The following is a 14,936-nucleotide window of genomic DNA, read 5'->3' as shown; positions in this document are numbered from 1 at the left end:
GGGTTCGGCGATGCCGGGACCGGTGCAGTCGCAGCCGTTGCCGCCGCCGCCGGGCTCCACCGTGATTCCGCAGAACCCGCCGCCGGCCGCTCAGCAGCCGGCGGAGCCGAACGCCGGCGTCGCCAACGCGCCGGCCGCGACCAATCCGCTGCCCGGTCTGCCGCCGGGCCAGCGCCAGCCGCGCGGCACGCCGCAGGCCAATCCGCCGCCGGCCCCGGCGACGCTGCAGCCGGGCGACGAGATCGTTACCGAGCCGCCGGCGCAGAAGATCGTGAACAAGAAGGCGAGCTTCGCCGGCCTCGACAAGATCACCGGCCGCACCATCAATTTCGACGCCGACATCGGCGAGACGGTGCAGTTCGGTGCGCTGCGGGTGAAGACCGACGCCTGCTACACCCGGCCGTCGACCGAAGCTGCCAACACCGACGCCTTCGTCGAGGTCGACGAGATCACGCTGCAGGGCGAAGTGAAACGGATCTTCTCGGGCTGGATGTTCGCGGCCAGCCCCGGCCTGCATGCGGTCGAGCACCCGATCTACGATATCTGGCTGACCGACTGTAAGGACCCGGAGACCTCGAACGTCGCCAGTGCCCAGCCGGACGCGCCGAAGCCGGCCGCGCCGCCGCCGCAACAGCGCCGCCGCCAGCAACAGCAGTCGCAGCAGACGCTGCCGCCGCCGCCATCGCTGCAGCAGCCAGCACCGCCGCCCCAGCGCCCGCAACGCCCGCTGCCGCCGCCGTTCCCTGGCTTCCAGCAGTAAGTGCGCTCGGGCTCCGAGAAATCGGAGCCGGCGATTTCGCTGATGGCCGACGGTTCAGCTGTGCCGTAAGCAGCCGCGAACGGCCTAGTCCGCTTCAGGCAGGGAAGGCATGAGCGCGATTAGCAAAGTTGGCTGCGCGTGAGCCTGTGCTTGCTTTCGGCACTGGCAGCGCTTGCGACGGCCGGCAGGCGATCACCGCTCAGTTGCAAAGCACCTGAACGGTGAAGATCTTCGCGAGGTCGGCGATCGCCTCGGGTGCAAGCTCGCGCGTGCTCACCTTGCCGGTCGGGACTACACCGCTGGAATCGAGGAAGTTGGTCGCAATACCGGTCTTGATCGCAAAGTTGACGTTCTGTGGAATGTCCTTGGTCGCGGCCGCGATGTTCAAGGCATTAAGCTTCGAGACGATCACGCCGATGACATTGCCATACTTGTCCAGCAGCGGACCGCCGCTGTTGCCCGGCTGAACCGGCGCCGAGATCTGAGCAAGCCGGGTGTCGTCTTCCATTCCGGTCGTCGCGGTGATTGCGCCGGCGGTGAAATTGCCGGAGGTCGACAGGATGCCGGTCAGCGGGAATCCGAAGACGTACACCGCTTCGCCGAGCCGCATTTGTGATCGCAGGCCCGGAATCGCAGCTGGTGACGACGCCGTCTTCAGGATCGCAAGATCGTTGGTCTTGTCCTTCGCGACGAGGGTAGCGCTCACGGCAGCTCCGCCTGGAGGGAGCACGTTGATGGTCGAACACTCGGCGATGACGTGGTGATTGGTCACGATATGGCCGCTGTCCGAGACGTAGAAACCAGTGCCCGAGCTCTTGGTATGGCGTTTCGGCTTGTTGTCCGTCGAGGGTTCGTCGCGGGTGTCGCTCTGCGCCGTCATGAACGCCTTCTGGCACGACAACACCGCTTCGAGCGCGCGTCGCGAGCCGTCCAACGAGAGCGCTGCGACGCGGCGCCGATTGAGGAAAACGCCGACGCCTCCGGATTCGGCCAGCTCCACCATGAACTCGGTCTTGAGATTGCCCGAGAACACACCCTTCTCATTGCTTCGCTCAAAGCCCATGAACTCGCCGTTCCACCGGGTGCGACCCATGACGAGTTGCATGTCGTACTGGCCGTCGACCTCGACCGACGCCCAGCGCGGATTGGTGAAGGCGATGTAGGCGCTCGGCTTGTCGCCTGCGAAGCCGAACCAGACCGTCGTTCGATCCTGATAGGTCGCCGCGGCGAGGCAACCACCGACGCTCTTGCTGAATCCGACGTCCCAGCCCGAGACCTTTCCGAACGACTTATCGATGTTGAGGTCGCCGCAGGGGGCCTCCGTTGCGCAGGCAATCGATCCGACCAGCATCAGTGCAGCGATCGTCCGGGCGAGGATATCCTTCCGCGGACGAGGTTTGCGGGGCGGGTACAGGAGCCGCGCTGCGAATGTTGTGTGCTTCATCGGCCTTCGCGCAGGAGAATGGCTGCGCCTCTGGTGGAGGTGCCTTTGTCCGGCGGCGGACGCTTAGTCCCTGGCCGGACGTGTTTTCGAAGCGGCCACGCCGGCGAACGGGTCCGCCATCGAGGCCTGTGACGGCGCCGGACGCGACCGGTGCGCAACGTGCCGGCGATGACGCGCAGACCGATAGACGCGCGGCTGTTGTTGCTGCGCGATGCCGTTGGCGATGATCGCTGCGGCGGCGACGCCAGCGAGCGCGCCGAACACGGCAGCGCCATCGCGCGCGACGGAGCGGGTTGGAAAAGAGATCACAGCGATCGCAACAGCTGCAGCCAGCAGAGCCGGCGAGATACGCAATGACGTTTGGTCCAATGTTCTTTTCAGCATGACAGTCCCCAGATGCCCTGCCTTCGATTAGTAGGAAACGGGGTTGCAGCGGTCAAGCAATGACCGTCATGCGAGCGACGTTGGCTCACGTCTTGAACAGTTCGTTGTTGGTACCAGGATGCGCTACGTCCGCGCGATGATCGCCAGCGCTTCGGCGCCGGTGACCGGGCGATCGAGCGGCAGTGCCGCGAACGAGGCTTCGCCTTCGAGCGCGTCGTCGAGCAGCGAGCGATAGCGCAGTCGAGGCACTTCGATGGCGCCGAAGCTCTTCAGATGATCCGTCACGAACTGCGTGTCGAGCAAGGTGTAGCCGCCGGCGAGCAGACGCGCGACGAGGTGGACGAGCGCCACCTTCGAAGCATCGCGGGCGCGGTGAAACATGCTCTCGCCAAAGAACGCCCGGCCGAGGCTGACGCCGTAGAGGCCGCCGGCGAGATCGCCGTCCTGCCAGACCTCCACGCTGTGGCAATGGCCGATGTCGTGCAGGCCGATATACAGCTCACGAATCCTGCGGTTGATCCAGGTGTCGTCGCGCCCCGGCTGCGGCGCTGCGCAGCCGTCGATCACCGCCTTGAAGTCGCGATTGACGGTGATGGTGAACGCGTCGGACCGCACGGTGCGGGCGAGGCGCGAGGACACCCGGAAGCCGCCGAGCGGAATGATGCCGCGCATGTCCGGCTCGACCCAGAACAGCGAGGGGTCGTCGACGCTTTCGGCCATCGGGAAGATGCCGCACGCATAGGCGCGCAGCAGCACGTCGGGCGTGATCTCGGAAGCGGCGGAGGAGTCGCGTGAGGCCATGCGCAAAGCATAGCACGACGCTGCAGGCGCGCGACCCCGTGGGAACAGCGGGCGATCAGCGGCTAGTGCGGCAGGTCGGGATGCCAGCCGACCAGCAGCAGCATCGCGAAGAACGCGATGAAATACGCTACGCCGACGTGCCAGCCGTGGCGCAGCCACATCACCACCGACTTTCCTTCCGGGAACATATTGGTGATCGCGACGCCGGCCGAGGAGCCGAACCACATCATCGAGCCGCCGAAGCCGACCGCATAGGCCAGAAAACCCCAGTCATAGCCGCCCTGTTTCAACGCCAGCGCGGTGAGCGGAATGTTGTCGAAGCCGGCCGAGACGAAGCCGAGGCCGAGCGCAGTCTGCCAGCTCGCGGTGGGCAATTGTTCGACCGGCATCAGCGACGCCGCGGTCACCAGCGCGAGCAGGAAGATCGTGCCCTTGAAGGTCGCGGGCATCAGCTCCCAATCCGGCCGGCGCAGCGGCGCGGTGATCAGGATCACCGCCCAGACCGTCAGGCCGAGCACCGGCGCATGGTCGAGCAGGGCGGGGAATTTCATGTTGGCGGTGACGTTGGCCGCCAGCGCCGCGATCAGGATCGCGGCGACGATGCCGACCCGGACCCACTCGATCTGTAGGCCTTTCGGCGCGTTCTTCACGATCGGCGAGAACTTCTGCTGCTGGATCGAGGCCGGCACCGCGAACAGCGCCAGCGCGATTACTGCCGCCACATAGGCTTCCAGCACGCTGAGCGGCGAGACGCCGGCGATCCACATCATGGTGGTGGTAGTGTCGCCGACCACGCTGCCGGAGCCGCCCGCATTCGAGGCGGCGACGATCGCCGCGAGATAGCCGATATGGACGCGGCCGCGGAACACGTGCCGGGCCACCATGCCGCCGATCAGCGCGGCGGCGATGTTGTCGAGGAAGCTCGACAGCACGAACACCAGGCCGAGCAGTACCACCGGGCCTTTCCAATCGTCGGGGAGCAGCGCCGGCATCTCGTCGGGAATGCCGCTCTTCTCGAAATGCGCCGACAGCAGCGCAAAGCCCATCAGCAGCAGAAACAGGTTCGCCAGCGTGACCCATTCGTGCTGCATGTGCAGCGCCAGGCCGGACAGGCCGACGCCGGTCTTGAAGCCGGCAAACGCCAGCTTGTAGCCGACCACGGTGACCAGGCCGGCCAGCGCGATCAGCAAGGTATGGCGGTGGAAGATCGCGACCCCGACCAGGGTGGCGGCGAACAGGATGAAATCGAGCGGGATGCCGAAGATCAGGATCGGAGTCACGGCTGCCTCGCGCCGGATTGGTCGGGCTGCGCCGCAGCGGCGCGCCACCGAGACACGAACGGCAACCTATGGCCGCTGAGGGCGTGAGCGTTCAAAGGCGTATCTTCCCGAATTTGCTCGGCCGAACCGGTTGGGCCGGCGGCGCGGCGGAAGCTGCCCGAGGTGCGACAGAATGGCAAGGCGGCAATGGTCTTAGGGCACCGGCCGGGAAAGCAATATGTTCGCCGGCAACGTTTCGGCGGTCAGGTTTTGACCGCAAGCCAGATCCAATGCCGCGAGCCGGTGCGTTTGCCGACAGCCCGAACCGGGACTTCGTTGACGACGAAATCGCCGCGCCGCAGCCGCTTGGTGAAGCTCTCGTCCGGGCCCGACGACCACACCGCCAGCACGCCGCCGCCGCGCAACGCCGCGCGGGCGTCGGAGAGACCGCGGCTATCGTAGAGCTGATCGTTGGCGGGGCGCGACAGACCTTCGGGGCCGTTGTCGACGTCGAGCAGGATGGCGTCGTAGCGCCCGGCGCCGGCGCGGATCAGCTCGCCAACGTCGCGCTGCAGGATGCTGACGCGGGGATCGGTCAGGCTGTCGCCGTACAGCGCGGCCATCTCGCCGCGGGCCCAGTCGATCACTTCAGGCACGAGTTCGGCGACCTCGATGACGGCGTCGGCGCCGAAGACCTTCAGTGCGGCGCGCAGCGTGAAGCCCATGCCGAGGCCGCCGATCAGGACACGCGGACGAGGCCGGCCGGCGAGCTTCTGGCAGGCGAGGGTGGCGAGCGCCTCCTCGGAGCCGCCGAGCCGGCTGTTCATCAGCTCGTTGGCGTCGAGCCGGATCGAGAATTCCTCGCCGCGCCGCATCAGGCGCAATTCGCCGCCGCCGGGGACTTTCGCGGTGGCTAATTGAATCCAGGGAAGCACAGTCGTCGCCTTTGGTCGCTCAGAGGTCGCCGGCAGACAGGTCAGGTCCGGCGGTTCGTCCGGCCGGAGAACCCGCGGCCTGTGTAGTGCGCAGGCGGGCTGGTGTCACCCTGGCGGGCGCACAAGGTCAGGGAGCTGCGGGCTCGGGGGCGGGCGTGGCCGGCGCGTTGACGCGGCGGAAGCGCAGCACCATCCGGGTGCCGGCGTGCCGCGGATCGCGCTCGACGTCGGCTTCGAGCTTGGCGGCCATCGCGCTGACGATGCGCTGGCCCATGCCGGTCGATTGCGGGTTGGCTTTGACGTTGAGCCCAACGCCGTCGTCGGAGATCACCAGTTCGAGGTCGTCGCCGCTCGCCGTCAGCTCGACATGGATCGGGCCCTTGCCCTCGGGGTAGGCGTATTTGACGGCGTTCATCACCAGCTCGTTGACGATGATGCCGATCGCGACGGCGCGGTCCGGATCGGTCTCGACCGGCTGCGCCGCCAGCGTCAGCCGCGACATCCGGTTGCCTTCGGCCGAACGCCGCAAGTCTTCGAGCAGCGCCTCGAGATACTGGTTGAGCATCACACTCTTGAGGTCGTGCGAGGTGTAGAGCCGGCGGTGCACCTGCGCGACCGCGGCGACGCGGCCCATCGCATTGGTCAGCGCCGCCTTGACCTCTTCTTCTTTGCTGGACGAGGCCTGCAGATGCAGCAGCGAGGCGATGATTTGCAGCGAATTGCCGACGCGGTGGTTGACCTCGCGCAGCAGCATTTCGCGTTCGGCAGCAAGTGCCGCGTAGCGGTCGCGGGAGGCGCGCACTTCGGCTTCGGCGTCGTCGCGCGCCTTGCGCACCATCGCCTGCTTCAGCGCCTGGTCGGCGGCGACCTGCAGCAGCGGCACGAACTCGCCCTGGGCGTCCTTGACCAGATAATCGTCGGCCCCGGCTTTCAGTGCGGTGACGGCGATCTTGGAATCCTGCGAGGCGGTGACGAACACCACCGGCGGCGGATCCGGGATCGCCTGGATCTGCTCCAGCGTCTCCAGCCCGTCGAGGCCGGGCATATACTGATCGAGCGCGATCACGTCGACGCCACCCTGGCGCAACCGCTCCAGGCCGGCTTCGCCGCTCAGCACGTGTTCGACGCTGAATCCCTGCCGCTGCAGGCCGCGCGACACGAGGCGGCCAAGCGCCTCGTCGTCGTCGATATAGAGCAGGGTCGGCTTGGCGTCTGTCATGGAGCGTCGGGCTGAGGGACCTGGATGACCGAGAAGAACAGGCCGAGTTGGCGGATCGCGTTGGCGAAGCTCTCGTAGTTCACCGGCTTGGTGATGTAGACGTTGCAGCCGAGCTCGTAGCAGCGCTTGATCTCGTGCGCATCGTCGGTCGTCGTCAGCACCACCACCGGGGTGGTCTTGAGATGATCGTTCTCCTTGATCCGCCGCAGGATGTCGATGCCGCTGGCATCGGGCAGATTGAGGTCGAGCAGCACCAAGAGCGCGCGGTGCTTGTGTTCGATGCCGGTGCCATCGCTGCCGAACAGATAATTCAAAGCGGCTGTCCCGGAGGTGAACGGGATGATCTCGTTGTTGACGCCGGAACGGCGGATGTTCCGCTCGATCAGACGGGCATGACCCTCGTCGTCCTCGATCATGATGATGGTGACTGGGTTACTCATGCGCGCTGTTCCTGGTTCTTATTCGCCGCCCATTTGGCCGGCAGGGTGATGGTGAAGGTCGAGCCTTCGCCGAGCGCGGATGACACCGACATGGTGCCGCCCAGGCGTCGGACCAGCGCTCGCACATGGGCGAGGCCGATCCCTTGGCCGGGCCGGTCCTGTGTACCGGCGCGGCGGAAAAGATCAAAGATTCTCTGGTGGTCCTTGGGATCGATCCCCCGGCCATTGTCGGTGATTTCGAAGATCACGAAGCCGAGCTTCTGCCGGCCCCGGACCACGATGTCACCCGGCACACCGTTCTTCAGATATTTCAGAGCGTTATCGATGAGATTTGAGAAGATCTGTTCGAGCGCCAGCCGATCGCTGACGATCTCGGGCAGCGGCTCGATGCGGATCTGCGCATCGGCCTCGGCGGCCTGATGCGCCACCGTCGAGGCGATGTTCTCGATCAACTCACGGGTGTCGATCCGCACCGGCTGGAACTGGCGGCGGCCTTCGCGGGTGAGATTGAGGATGGCGCTGATCAGGCGGTCCATCTTGCCGATCGAGGATTTGATGAAGCCGAGCGCTTCGGTGAAATCCTCGGAGAGCTGGCGGTCGGCGGGTTCGAGCTCCGGCTCGCCGTCGCTATCGGCGTTGGCGGCGCTCTGCTTGCCGGCGACTTCGCGGCTCAGCGTCGCGATCCGGCGGAAGATGTCGCTCCGCAGTTCCTCGAGCTCGCTGGTGAAGCCCATGATGTTGACCAGCGGCGAGCGCAGATCGTGGCTGACGATGTAGGCGAAGCGCTGGATCTCCTCGTTGGCCTCGCGCAGGTCGGTGGTGCGTTCCTGCACGGTGGATTCGAGGTTGAGGTTGTTCTCACGCAGCTGGTTTTCGGCCTCGTCGCGCGCCCGCGCTGAGCGGCGAACCAGAAAGATCGATAGTCCGGCGAGCACCAGCACCAGCCCCGAGCCGGTGGTGGTGATGATGGTGGCGAGCGCCTGGCTGCGATCGGCCTCGGTGGTGCGCTCCGAAAACAGCCGGTTTTCCTCCTGCCGCATCGCCGTCAGCGACGAGGTCAGGGTGTCCATCGCGCGGCGGCCATCGATGTCGCGCAGCAATTGCCGGGCTTCGTCGATTTGGTCCTGCTGTGCCAGCGCGATCACCTGGCGAAACCGTTCGATGCGCGCGGTCGCGGAGGCGATCGCCTGGTCGATGTAGGGGACCTGAGCGGTATTGTCGGCGACGAAGTCGCGCAGCCGCTTCAGCCGCGGCACCACGTCGGATGCAGCTTCCTCGAACTGGGCGATCAGGTCGTCCTGGCGGGTCAGGACATAGCCGCGCTCGGCGCTCTCGGCGCGGCGGAGCTGCAACTGAGCCAGCGCGATCTGGTTCTGGACTTCCAGGGTGTGGGCGACCCAGGCGTTGTCCTCGCGCGCCTTCTGCAGCCAGTACACCGAGGCGAGGCTGATCGCGACCAGCACGGCGAACGACAGCGACAGCAGGGTGATCTGGGCAAACGAGCGTTTGCGCGCGGATTCAGGCGTCACCGCGCGCCTCCAGCACGAACGAAATCAGGCAAGCCATCCCCCAGGCGTCGCAAGGCAAAACTCAGAACGCTTTCTAACGCCGCTGAGGCGGAAAGGTTCCCGAGGGAGGCAGGAGAATTTGGGATGTGCTCGTTTCGGCTGGAACAAGCGGGCTCGCAAGGAAAGCGAACCCGCTGCAAGAGGTTAGGCCGCTAAGCTGCAGGATCGCCCGAAGCGAGATACTGCTCCAACCAGTGGATGTGGTAGTCGCCATCGATGATCGACGGCTCACGCACCAGGGCGCGGAACAGCGGCAAGGTGGTCTCGATGCCGTCCACCACCATCTCGTCGAGCGCGCGGCGCAGCCGCATCAGGCACTCGCCCCGGGTCTTGCCGTGGACGATCAGCTTGCCGACCAGCGAGTCGTAATAGGGCGGGATGGTGTAGCCCTGATACACCGCTGAATCGATCCGGATGCCGAGGCCGCCGGGCGGATGGTAGCGCGAGATCTTGCCTGGCGACGGCCGAAAGGTCACCGGGTTCTCAGCGTTGACCCGGCACTCGATCGCATGACCGTTGAGGGTGATCTCGTCCTGGGTCACCGGCAGGTCGCCGCCGGCGGCGATCCGGATCTGCTCCAGCACCAGATCGATGCCGGTGATCATCTCGGTCACCGGATGCTCGACCTGGATGCGGGTGTTCATTTCGATGAAATAGAACTCGCCGTCCTCGTAGAGGAATTCGATGGTGCCGACGCCGAGATACTGCATCTCCTGCATTGCCTTGGCGCAGATGCCGCCGATCCGGGCGCGCGCTTCCGGGCTGATCACGGGCGAGGGGCTTTCCTCCCACACCTTCTGATGCCGGCGCTGCAGCGAGCAGTCGCGCTCACCGAGATGGATCGCGCCGCCACGGCCGTCGCCGAGCACCTGGATCTCGATGTGGCGGGGCTTCTGCAGGTACTTTTCCAGATATACCGAGGCGTCGCCGAACGCGGCCTTGGCTTCGTTGCCGGCGGTGGAGATCGCCAGCGCCAGATCGTCGGCGGTGTGCGCGACCTTCATGCCGCGGCCGCCGCCGCCTGCCGCGGCCTTGACCAGCACCGGGAAGCCGATCTCCTTGGCGATCGACATCGCATCGTCGTCGGGGCCGACTGCGCCGTCGGAGCCCGGCACCACCGGGATGCCGAGCCGCTTGGCGGTCTTCTTGGCCTCGATCTTGTCGCCCATCAGGCGGATATGCTCGGCCTTGGGGCCGATGAAGTGCAGATTATGGTCGTCGAGGATTTCGGCGAAGCGGGCGTTCTCGGACAGGAAGCCGTAGCCCGGATGCACCGCATCGGCGCCGGTGATCTCGCAGGCGGCGAGCAGCGCCGGGACGTTGAGGTAGCTGTCCTTGGACTGCGGCGGGCCGATGCACACGCTCTCGTCGGCGAGGCGGACGTGCATCGCGTCGGCGTCGGCGGTGGAGTGGACCGCGACCGTGGCGATGCCGAGCTCCTTGCACGCGCGCAGCACGCGCAGGGCGATCTCGCCGCGATTAGCTATCAGGATTTTATCGAACATCGGCTTAACCGCGCTGTGAGGCCAAAGAGGCGAGTGGCGAGTAGCGAAGGGAGTACGGAAAAAGATGCAGCTAAGCGGCTTGTTTCACTCGCTAATCGCTGCGTCCGATCCGCCGCTTACTCGATCACGACCAGCGGCTCGCCGAACTCGACCGGCTGGCCGTCTTCGACCAGGATCTGGGTGACGATGCCGGCCTTCGGCGAAGGAATCTGGTTCATGGTCTTCATCGCCTCGACGATGAACAGCGTCTCGCCGACCGACACCCGGCTGCCGACATCGATGAACGGCTTGGCGCCCGGCTCCGGTGCCCAGTACACGGTGCCGACCATCGGCGAGGTGACGACGCCCGGATGCTTGGCGAGATCGACCGACGAGGTGTCTTTCGCGGCTGCCGCGCCACCGGCGGCGGGTGCCGGCGCGTAGGCTGCCGGTACCGCTGCGGCGATGCTGACGTTGCGGGCGACGCGCACGCGCAGACCGGCCCGTTCGATCTCGATCTCGGTCAGGTTGGTCTCATCCAGCAGCACCGCGAGTTCGCGGATCAGGCTGCTGTCGTCGGTCGCCGGGGCGGTGGTCGGCTCGGCGGCGGTTTTCTCTGCAGGCTGGCGGGCCATGGTGTGTCGATCCAGATGTCTTGAGTGAACGGGCGGGCTCAGGCCGTGGTGCGGGCGCCGAGTCTGGCGGCGAGGCCGGTGATGGCCAGGCGATAGCCGTCGATGCCGAAGCCGCACAGGCTGGCGAAGGCGGCCTTCGCGATGAAGGAGTGGTGACGGAAGTCCTCACGCGCAAATACGTTGGAAACATGGACTTCCACCGTCGGGATCTGCACGCCGACCAGGGCGTCATGCAGAGCGATCGAGGTGTGGGTGTAGCCACCGGCATTGATCACGAGACCAGCCACCTTTTCGCTGCGCGCCTGGTGAATCCAGTCGATCAGCTGGCCTTCGTGGTTGGACTGACGGCAGACGGCGACCAGACCGAAACCGGCGGCGGTCTCGGCGCACAGCTTCTCGACATCGGCCAAGGTGGCGCGACCGTAGATTTCCGGCTCACGGGTCCCGAGCAGATTCAAGTTCGGGCCGTTCAGCACGTAAATCGTCTGAGCCATCGAAAATTCCGGCAATTTTTGCGAATCTGATCCAGCCGAGCGGGACAACCCGCCGCACAGCCTGTCGGAATCCGGCGAAATTCACCTGATCGCGGGCGTTATAGGTAACCTCGGGGCTGAGGGGAAGCCTGAACAGGCTCGAACAGGGGATGAAATCCCTGATGCTTTGGACGAGTTCGCCTGCGCAACCGACAGGAATTGTTCGCAATCGAGGCCGCGGCGTGGTGCCGGGGCACCTAAGGTAATGCACAGGGGGCGGCCATGACCGCCCCCTGTATCGGAGTGCCTGGATCAGATGTCGAGGACGGCGACGATTTCCAGCGTGCGCGGATTCACCACCACGATCTCGTCGCGCACCATGAAGAACTCGTAGCCGCGCCAATCCGGATAGACCGTCACGATCTCGGTTGGCAGCGGATGGAAGTGGACCTCGCGCGGCACGCGCGTGCCGACCGAGATCGAGAAGTTGACGTTGGTTTGCGGCTCGATGTGCTGGTTCTTGATCACCGTGGTGATCTTGGTGCGCTGCTCGGTCGAGAGTTGCGCCCGGGCGCCGGCTTGGCCGGTGGTGGTCGACGACCGGTCGCGGTCGTTATCCGCGCCGCGTTGCTTGCTCCGGTCGTGGTCGCGGTCGTTGTCGGCACCGCGCTGCATTTTACTGTCGTGATCGCGGTCATTGTCGGCATTGCGGTTGCCACTTCGCTCGTTGCGGTCTTCGGCCTTCATCTTGGAGCGGTCGCGATCATGATCGCTGACACCCTTGGTGGCATCGTTGGCGCTGCGATCCATCGCCGGGGATTCGCGCGAAGTGGTGGAGCGGTCGGAGTCGGAGCGCTGCATCTGCGAAGCACCGGCACCGCTTGGCGCGGGCGCGGATTGTCCGACCGATGGCGCGGAGGTGGCGGCGCCGCCACTGCCGCTGGAACTACCGGAGGATGACGACTGCGCGTTGGCGGCTCCGCCAGCGATCAGTGCGGCGGCGGCGACTGACAGCAACAAGCGATGGTTCATTGGGGCTCTCCCATGTGCCTGCCCGTGCCTCAACTTCATCCCTGCAGCACCGTTCCCGCGGAGATGAGGAGTTCCGTACGCTGACGTTCCCGGAGTTTTGTTTTGTCGAACCGTCATGTTCGGACTAGTCTGACGGTCCGTGAGGCTCCGTGCGACCCAATGATCCGGTCGCGATTGCCCGACCCAAACGCTCGCGGCCAGCAGCCTGAACCAGCCGATGCGAATTCAGGCGTGCACCTTCGCCGCGAGACTCCAACCGGAGGTGTCATGGCTCGCTACATCGTGCGATTTATGAAGGGCATCCTCGGCGAGAACGGCCGGCACGAGGAAATCTGCCAGGGCCTGCTGGAGGTCGACGCTGAAACCAGCGATGGCGCGATCGAGCTCGCCAAGCAGCGGTTCTGCGAACAGGAGCGGCTGCCGGAATGGTCGCTGCACGCCGACCGCGTCGACGTCGCCGAAACCGAGTTTCCGTCCTAGACCCCTTCTGAAATTCGCATCCGTAAACGATGAACGTGGGCCGATTGCGGATGCCCGCGCATAAACCTGACGTGCCATCGGGCAGGTGGCGGGTGCCGTCATTTCTGCGTCAGGATGGCGCGGCATCGTACGGTTGCCTCGCCAATCTCTACAGTGTAGAAATTGGCTACCGTCAGCGGCTGACAGCGTTGCGAGAGCTTCTCACGGTGTTGTCGCGACAGGTTTCGCGACCCTCAATCAGGCTCTTGGCCGGACCGCCGGTCTTTCACCCGTCTGCATAGGATGCGGACGCGCGTGTCCGAGAGCTCACTCGCGACGCCAGGCTCGGACTGCGAGCGAACCATGAGCGGACTGCTCTCATTTTTTGATCTGTCAGACGAACGCGGCGTGTTGAGAACCTCGATCGCCGTGACATTCGTGATCTCTTTTCTCGGCATCGGCTTCGGCCTGTTCTCGGGATCGTTCTCGATCGTGTTCGATGGGGTGTATTCCCTGATCGATGCGGGGATGAGCCTGCTGTCGCTAATCGTGGTCAACCTGATCACGTCCTACGCGGTGGCGGATCATCTGTCGCGCAAGCTCAGAGAACGCTTTTCGTTCGGCCTTTGGCACCTCGAGCCGATGGTGCTCGGGCTGAACGCCACCTTGCTGATCAGTGCGGCGCTCTACGCGCTGGTCACGGCGATCGGCAGCCTGCTGAGCGGCGGGCGTGATCTGGAGTTCGGCTCGGCGCTGATTTACGCGGCCGTGACGGTGATCGCCTGCGCGGGCATCGCCGCCGTGGAATGGCGCGCCAATCGCAAGATCGGATCGGAGTTCGTTCGCCTCGACGTGCGCGGCTGGATCATGTCGGCCGGCATCAGCGCCGCGCTGCTGATCGCCTTCATGATCGGTCTGGCGGTGCAGGGGACATCATGGCAATGGATTTCGCCCTACATCGATCCGGCGGTTCTGGCTGCGGTGTGCGTGCTCATCATTCCGCTGCCGGTCTCGACGGTGCGGCAGGCGCTGGCCGACATCTTCCTGGTGACGCCGGTCGATCTGAAGAAGCACCTGGACACGGTGGCGGCGGCATTCGTCGCCAAGCACGGCTTCGTCTCCTACCGCGCCTACGTGGCGCGGGTCGGACGATCGAAGGAGATCGAATTGTACTTCATCGTTCCTGCCGATGCGCCGGCGCGCACGATCGGCGAATGGGACGTGTTGCGGGACGAGATCGGAGATCTGGTTGGCGATGACGGACCGAACCGTTGGCTGACCGTCGTTTTCACAGGTGATCCTGAATGGGCCGAATGACGTCGACCGCAGACACAAAATCGCACACCAAGACCCGCGCGAGCTCCGGCCCGCGCGGTCTTGCCAAGCAGGTGATCGTCGAGACCGCGGTGGGTCTGATGGAGGAGGTGGGAGAGGCCGCCTTCAGCGTGCGCAAACTCGGCGACAGAGTCGGCTGCGATCCGATGGCGATCCTCTATCACTTCAAGAACAAGGACGGCATGTATCGCGCGATGGCCGACGCGCTGGTCGCGAAGCTCTCGCCGGTCGGCCACGACCTGCCTTGGCAGGATCGGCTCCGTACCCACGCGCGCGATCATCGTGCGCTGGCGCTCCGCTATCCCAACACGTTTCCTCTGCTTCAGAGATTTCTCAACACCGGGGTCGCCGACTTCCCGCACATCGAAATGGTTCATCGCGCGCTGGCCGACGCCGGCGTGTCCGACGCGGAGGCTCCCGCCGTCTGCCTCGCCTGGTACGCCGGCGTGATCGGTCTGTGCACGGCGGAGATCAGCGGGCTGGTCCGGCCGGCTCGCGAGTCCGAAGTCGTGGAAATGGAAGAGCTGCCGTCTGCCGAGTTTCCGGTGCTCAGGAAACTGGCTCGCTCGTATCTGGCCGTCGAGACGGAAACCGTCTTCGAAATCGCCAATGAGCTGTTTATCGAAGGACTAGGCAGCCGAGCGGGCTGCAGGTCGGACTGAAACGTTCGGCATGATCATTTGGCAACACCGCCAGCGCCGGCAACAG

16 protein-coding genes are annotated in these 14,936 nt (G+C 65.3%); 4 read left to right on the top strand and 12 right to left on the bottom strand.

The features are described 5' to 3' along the window. The coding region (locus DY467_RS23105) for a DUF2155 domain-containing protein (RefSeq protein ID WP_164639253.1) at positions 1 to 760 on the top strand (760 nt) is incomplete at its 5' end. 199 nt (positions 761 to 959) lie between these two features. Here DY467_RS23105 and DY467_RS23100 read toward each other — a convergent pair. The 12 genes from DY467_RS23100 to DY467_RS23045 form a co-directional block, all read right to left on the bottom strand. Continuing rightward, the gene (locus DY467_RS23100) at positions 960 to 2,204 is read right to left on the bottom strand and encodes a S1C family serine protease (RefSeq protein WP_164639251.1); all 1,245 of its coding nucleotides are present in this window, start codon (positions 2,202 to 2,204) and stop codon (positions 960 to 962) included. A 63-nt stretch (positions 2,205 to 2,267) separates the two neighbouring features. Next, positions 2,268 to 2,588 carry a hypothetical protein gene (locus DY467_RS23095; RefSeq protein WP_164639248.1) on the bottom strand — a complete coding sequence of 107 codons (321 nt, stop codon included), beginning with the start codon at positions 2,586 to 2,588 and terminating at the stop codon, positions 2,268 to 2,270. Between the two features lie 123 nt (positions 2,589 to 2,711). Further along, on the bottom strand, positions 2,712 to 3,389 hold the full coding sequence (gene aat / locus DY467_RS23090; RefSeq protein ID WP_164639247.1) for a leucyl/phenylalanyl-tRNA--protein transferase: 678 nt from the start codon (positions 3,387 to 3,389) through the stop codon (positions 2,712 to 2,714). Positions 3,390 to 3,451: 62 nt separating this feature from the next. Beyond that, positions 3,452 to 4,669, bottom strand: a complete 1,218-nt coding sequence (locus DY467_RS23085) for a citrate transporter (protein WP_164639245.1) — start codon at positions 4,667 to 4,669, stop codon at positions 3,452 to 3,454. Positions 4,670 to 4,911: 242 nt separating this feature from the next. Further along, on the bottom strand, positions 4,912 to 5,583 hold the full coding sequence (locus tag DY467_RS23080) for a spermidine synthase family protein (RefSeq protein WP_164639243.1): 672 nt from the start codon (positions 5,581 to 5,583) through the stop codon (positions 4,912 to 4,914). Positions 5,584 to 5,710: 127 nt separating this feature from the next. Then, positions 5,711 to 6,802, bottom strand: a complete 1,092-nt coding sequence (locus DY467_RS23075; RefSeq protein ID WP_164639241.1) for a sensor histidine kinase — start codon at positions 6,800 to 6,802, stop codon at positions 5,711 to 5,713. Then, complete coding sequence (locus DY467_RS23070; protein WP_013502774.1) at positions 6,799 to 7,242, bottom strand: response regulator; 444 nt, start codon at positions 7,240 to 7,242, stop codon at positions 6,799 to 6,801. The genes DY467_RS23075 and DY467_RS23070 overlap by 4 nt, the downstream gene beginning before the upstream one ends. Then, positions 7,239 to 8,771 (bottom strand): sensor histidine kinase, encoded by a 1,533-nt coding sequence (locus DY467_RS23065; protein WP_164639239.1) that lies wholly within the window; start codon positions 8,769 to 8,771, stop codon positions 7,239 to 7,241. The genes DY467_RS23070 and DY467_RS23065 overlap by 4 nt, the downstream gene beginning before the upstream one ends. Before the next feature lie 191 nt (positions 8,772 to 8,962). After that, the gene (gene accC / locus DY467_RS23060; protein WP_164639237.1) at positions 8,963 to 10,315 is read right to left on the bottom strand and encodes an acetyl-CoA carboxylase biotin carboxylase subunit; all 1,353 of its coding nucleotides are present in this window, start codon (positions 10,313 to 10,315) and stop codon (positions 8,963 to 8,965) included. Positions 10,316 to 10,431: 116 nt separating this feature from the next. After that, positions 10,432 to 10,929 carry an acetyl-CoA carboxylase biotin carboxyl carrier protein gene (gene accB / locus DY467_RS23055; protein WP_107344373.1) on the bottom strand — a complete coding sequence of 166 codons (498 nt, stop codon included), beginning with the start codon at positions 10,927 to 10,929 and terminating at the stop codon, positions 10,432 to 10,434. A 38-nt stretch (positions 10,930 to 10,967) separates the two neighbouring features. Then, on the bottom strand, positions 10,968 to 11,423 hold the full coding sequence (gene aroQ, locus DY467_RS23050; RefSeq protein WP_107355548.1) for a type II 3-dehydroquinate dehydratase: 456 nt from the start codon (positions 11,421 to 11,423) through the stop codon (positions 10,968 to 10,970). A gap of 291 nt (positions 11,424 to 11,714) precedes the next feature. Next, positions 11,715 to 12,434 (bottom strand): DUF1236 domain-containing protein, encoded by a 720-nt coding sequence (locus DY467_RS23045; protein ID WP_164639235.1) that lies wholly within the window; start codon positions 12,432 to 12,434, stop codon positions 11,715 to 11,717. 267 nt (positions 12,435 to 12,701) lie between these two features. Between DY467_RS23045 and DY467_RS23040 the strand changes: the two genes are divergently transcribed. From DY467_RS23040 to DY467_RS23030, 3 genes are all read left to right on the top strand, one after another. Continuing rightward, on the top strand, positions 12,702 to 12,914 hold the full coding sequence (locus DY467_RS23040) for a hypothetical protein (RefSeq protein ID WP_107344376.1): 213 nt from the start codon (positions 12,702 to 12,704) through the stop codon (positions 12,912 to 12,914). Between the two features lie 342 nt (positions 12,915 to 13,256). Continuing rightward, positions 13,257 to 14,210, top strand: a complete 954-nt coding sequence (locus DY467_RS23035; protein WP_107344377.1) for a cation diffusion facilitator family transporter — start codon at positions 13,257 to 13,259, stop codon at positions 14,208 to 14,210. Between the two features lie 71 nt (positions 14,211 to 14,281). Continuing rightward, entirely contained in the window at positions 14,282 to 14,890 is a 609-nt protein-coding gene (locus DY467_RS23030) for a TetR/AcrR family transcriptional regulator (RefSeq protein WP_349627680.1), read from the top strand. Positions 14,891 to 14,936: the final 46 nt, after the last annotated feature.

The organism is Rhodopseudomonas sp. BR0G17, assembly GCF_010907025.1.
GTDB lineage: Bacteria > Pseudomonadota > Alphaproteobacteria > Rhizobiales > Xanthobacteraceae > Rhodopseudomonas > Rhodopseudomonas palustris_H.
The sequence above is the reverse complement of the archived record's forward strand: the minus strand, read 5'-3'. Positions and strand labels throughout refer to the sequence as shown.

What these genes read in the sequence shown, in the direction of transcription:
- DY467_RS23040 (WP_107344376.1), top strand. Translation starts at nt 12,702, where the DNA reads ATGGCTCGCTACATCGTGCGATTTATGAAGGGCATCCTCGGCGAGAAC.
- accB (WP_107344373.1), bottom strand. Translation starts at nt 10,929, where the DNA reads ATGGCCCGCCAGCCTGCAGAGAAAACCGCCGCCGAGCCGACCACCGCC.
- accC (WP_164639237.1), bottom strand. Translation starts at nt 10,315, where the DNA reads ATGTTCGATAAAATCCTGATAGCTAATCGCGGCGAGATCGCCCTGCGC.
- DY467_RS23100 (WP_164639251.1), bottom strand. Translation starts at nt 2,204, where the DNA reads ATGAAGCACACAACATTCGCAGCGCGGCTCCTGTACCCGCCCCGCAAA.
- DY467_RS23070 (WP_013502774.1), bottom strand. Translation starts at nt 7,242, where the DNA reads ATGAGTAACCCAGTCACCATCATCATGATCGAGGACGACGAGGGTCAT.
- DY467_RS23035 (WP_107344377.1), top strand. Translation starts at nt 13,257, where the DNA reads ATGAGCGGACTGCTCTCATTTTTTGATCTGTCAGACGAACGCGGCGTG.
- DY467_RS23095 (WP_164639248.1), bottom strand. Translation starts at nt 2,588, where the DNA reads ATGCTGAAAAGAACATTGGACCAAACGTCATTGCGTATCTCGCCGGCT.
- aat (WP_164639247.1), bottom strand. Translation starts at nt 3,389, where the DNA reads ATGGCCTCACGCGACTCCTCCGCCGCTTCCGAGATCACGCCCGACGTG.
- DY467_RS23075 (WP_164639241.1), bottom strand. Translation starts at nt 6,802, where the DNA reads ATGACAGACGCCAAGCCGACCCTGCTCTATATCGACGACGACGAGGCG.
- DY467_RS23045 (WP_164639235.1), bottom strand. Translation starts at nt 12,434, where the DNA reads ATGAACCATCGCTTGTTGCTGTCAGTCGCCGCCGCCGCACTGATCGCT.
- aroQ (WP_107355548.1), bottom strand. Translation starts at nt 11,423, where the DNA reads ATGGCTCAGACGATTTACGTGCTGAACGGCCCGAACTTGAATCTGCTC.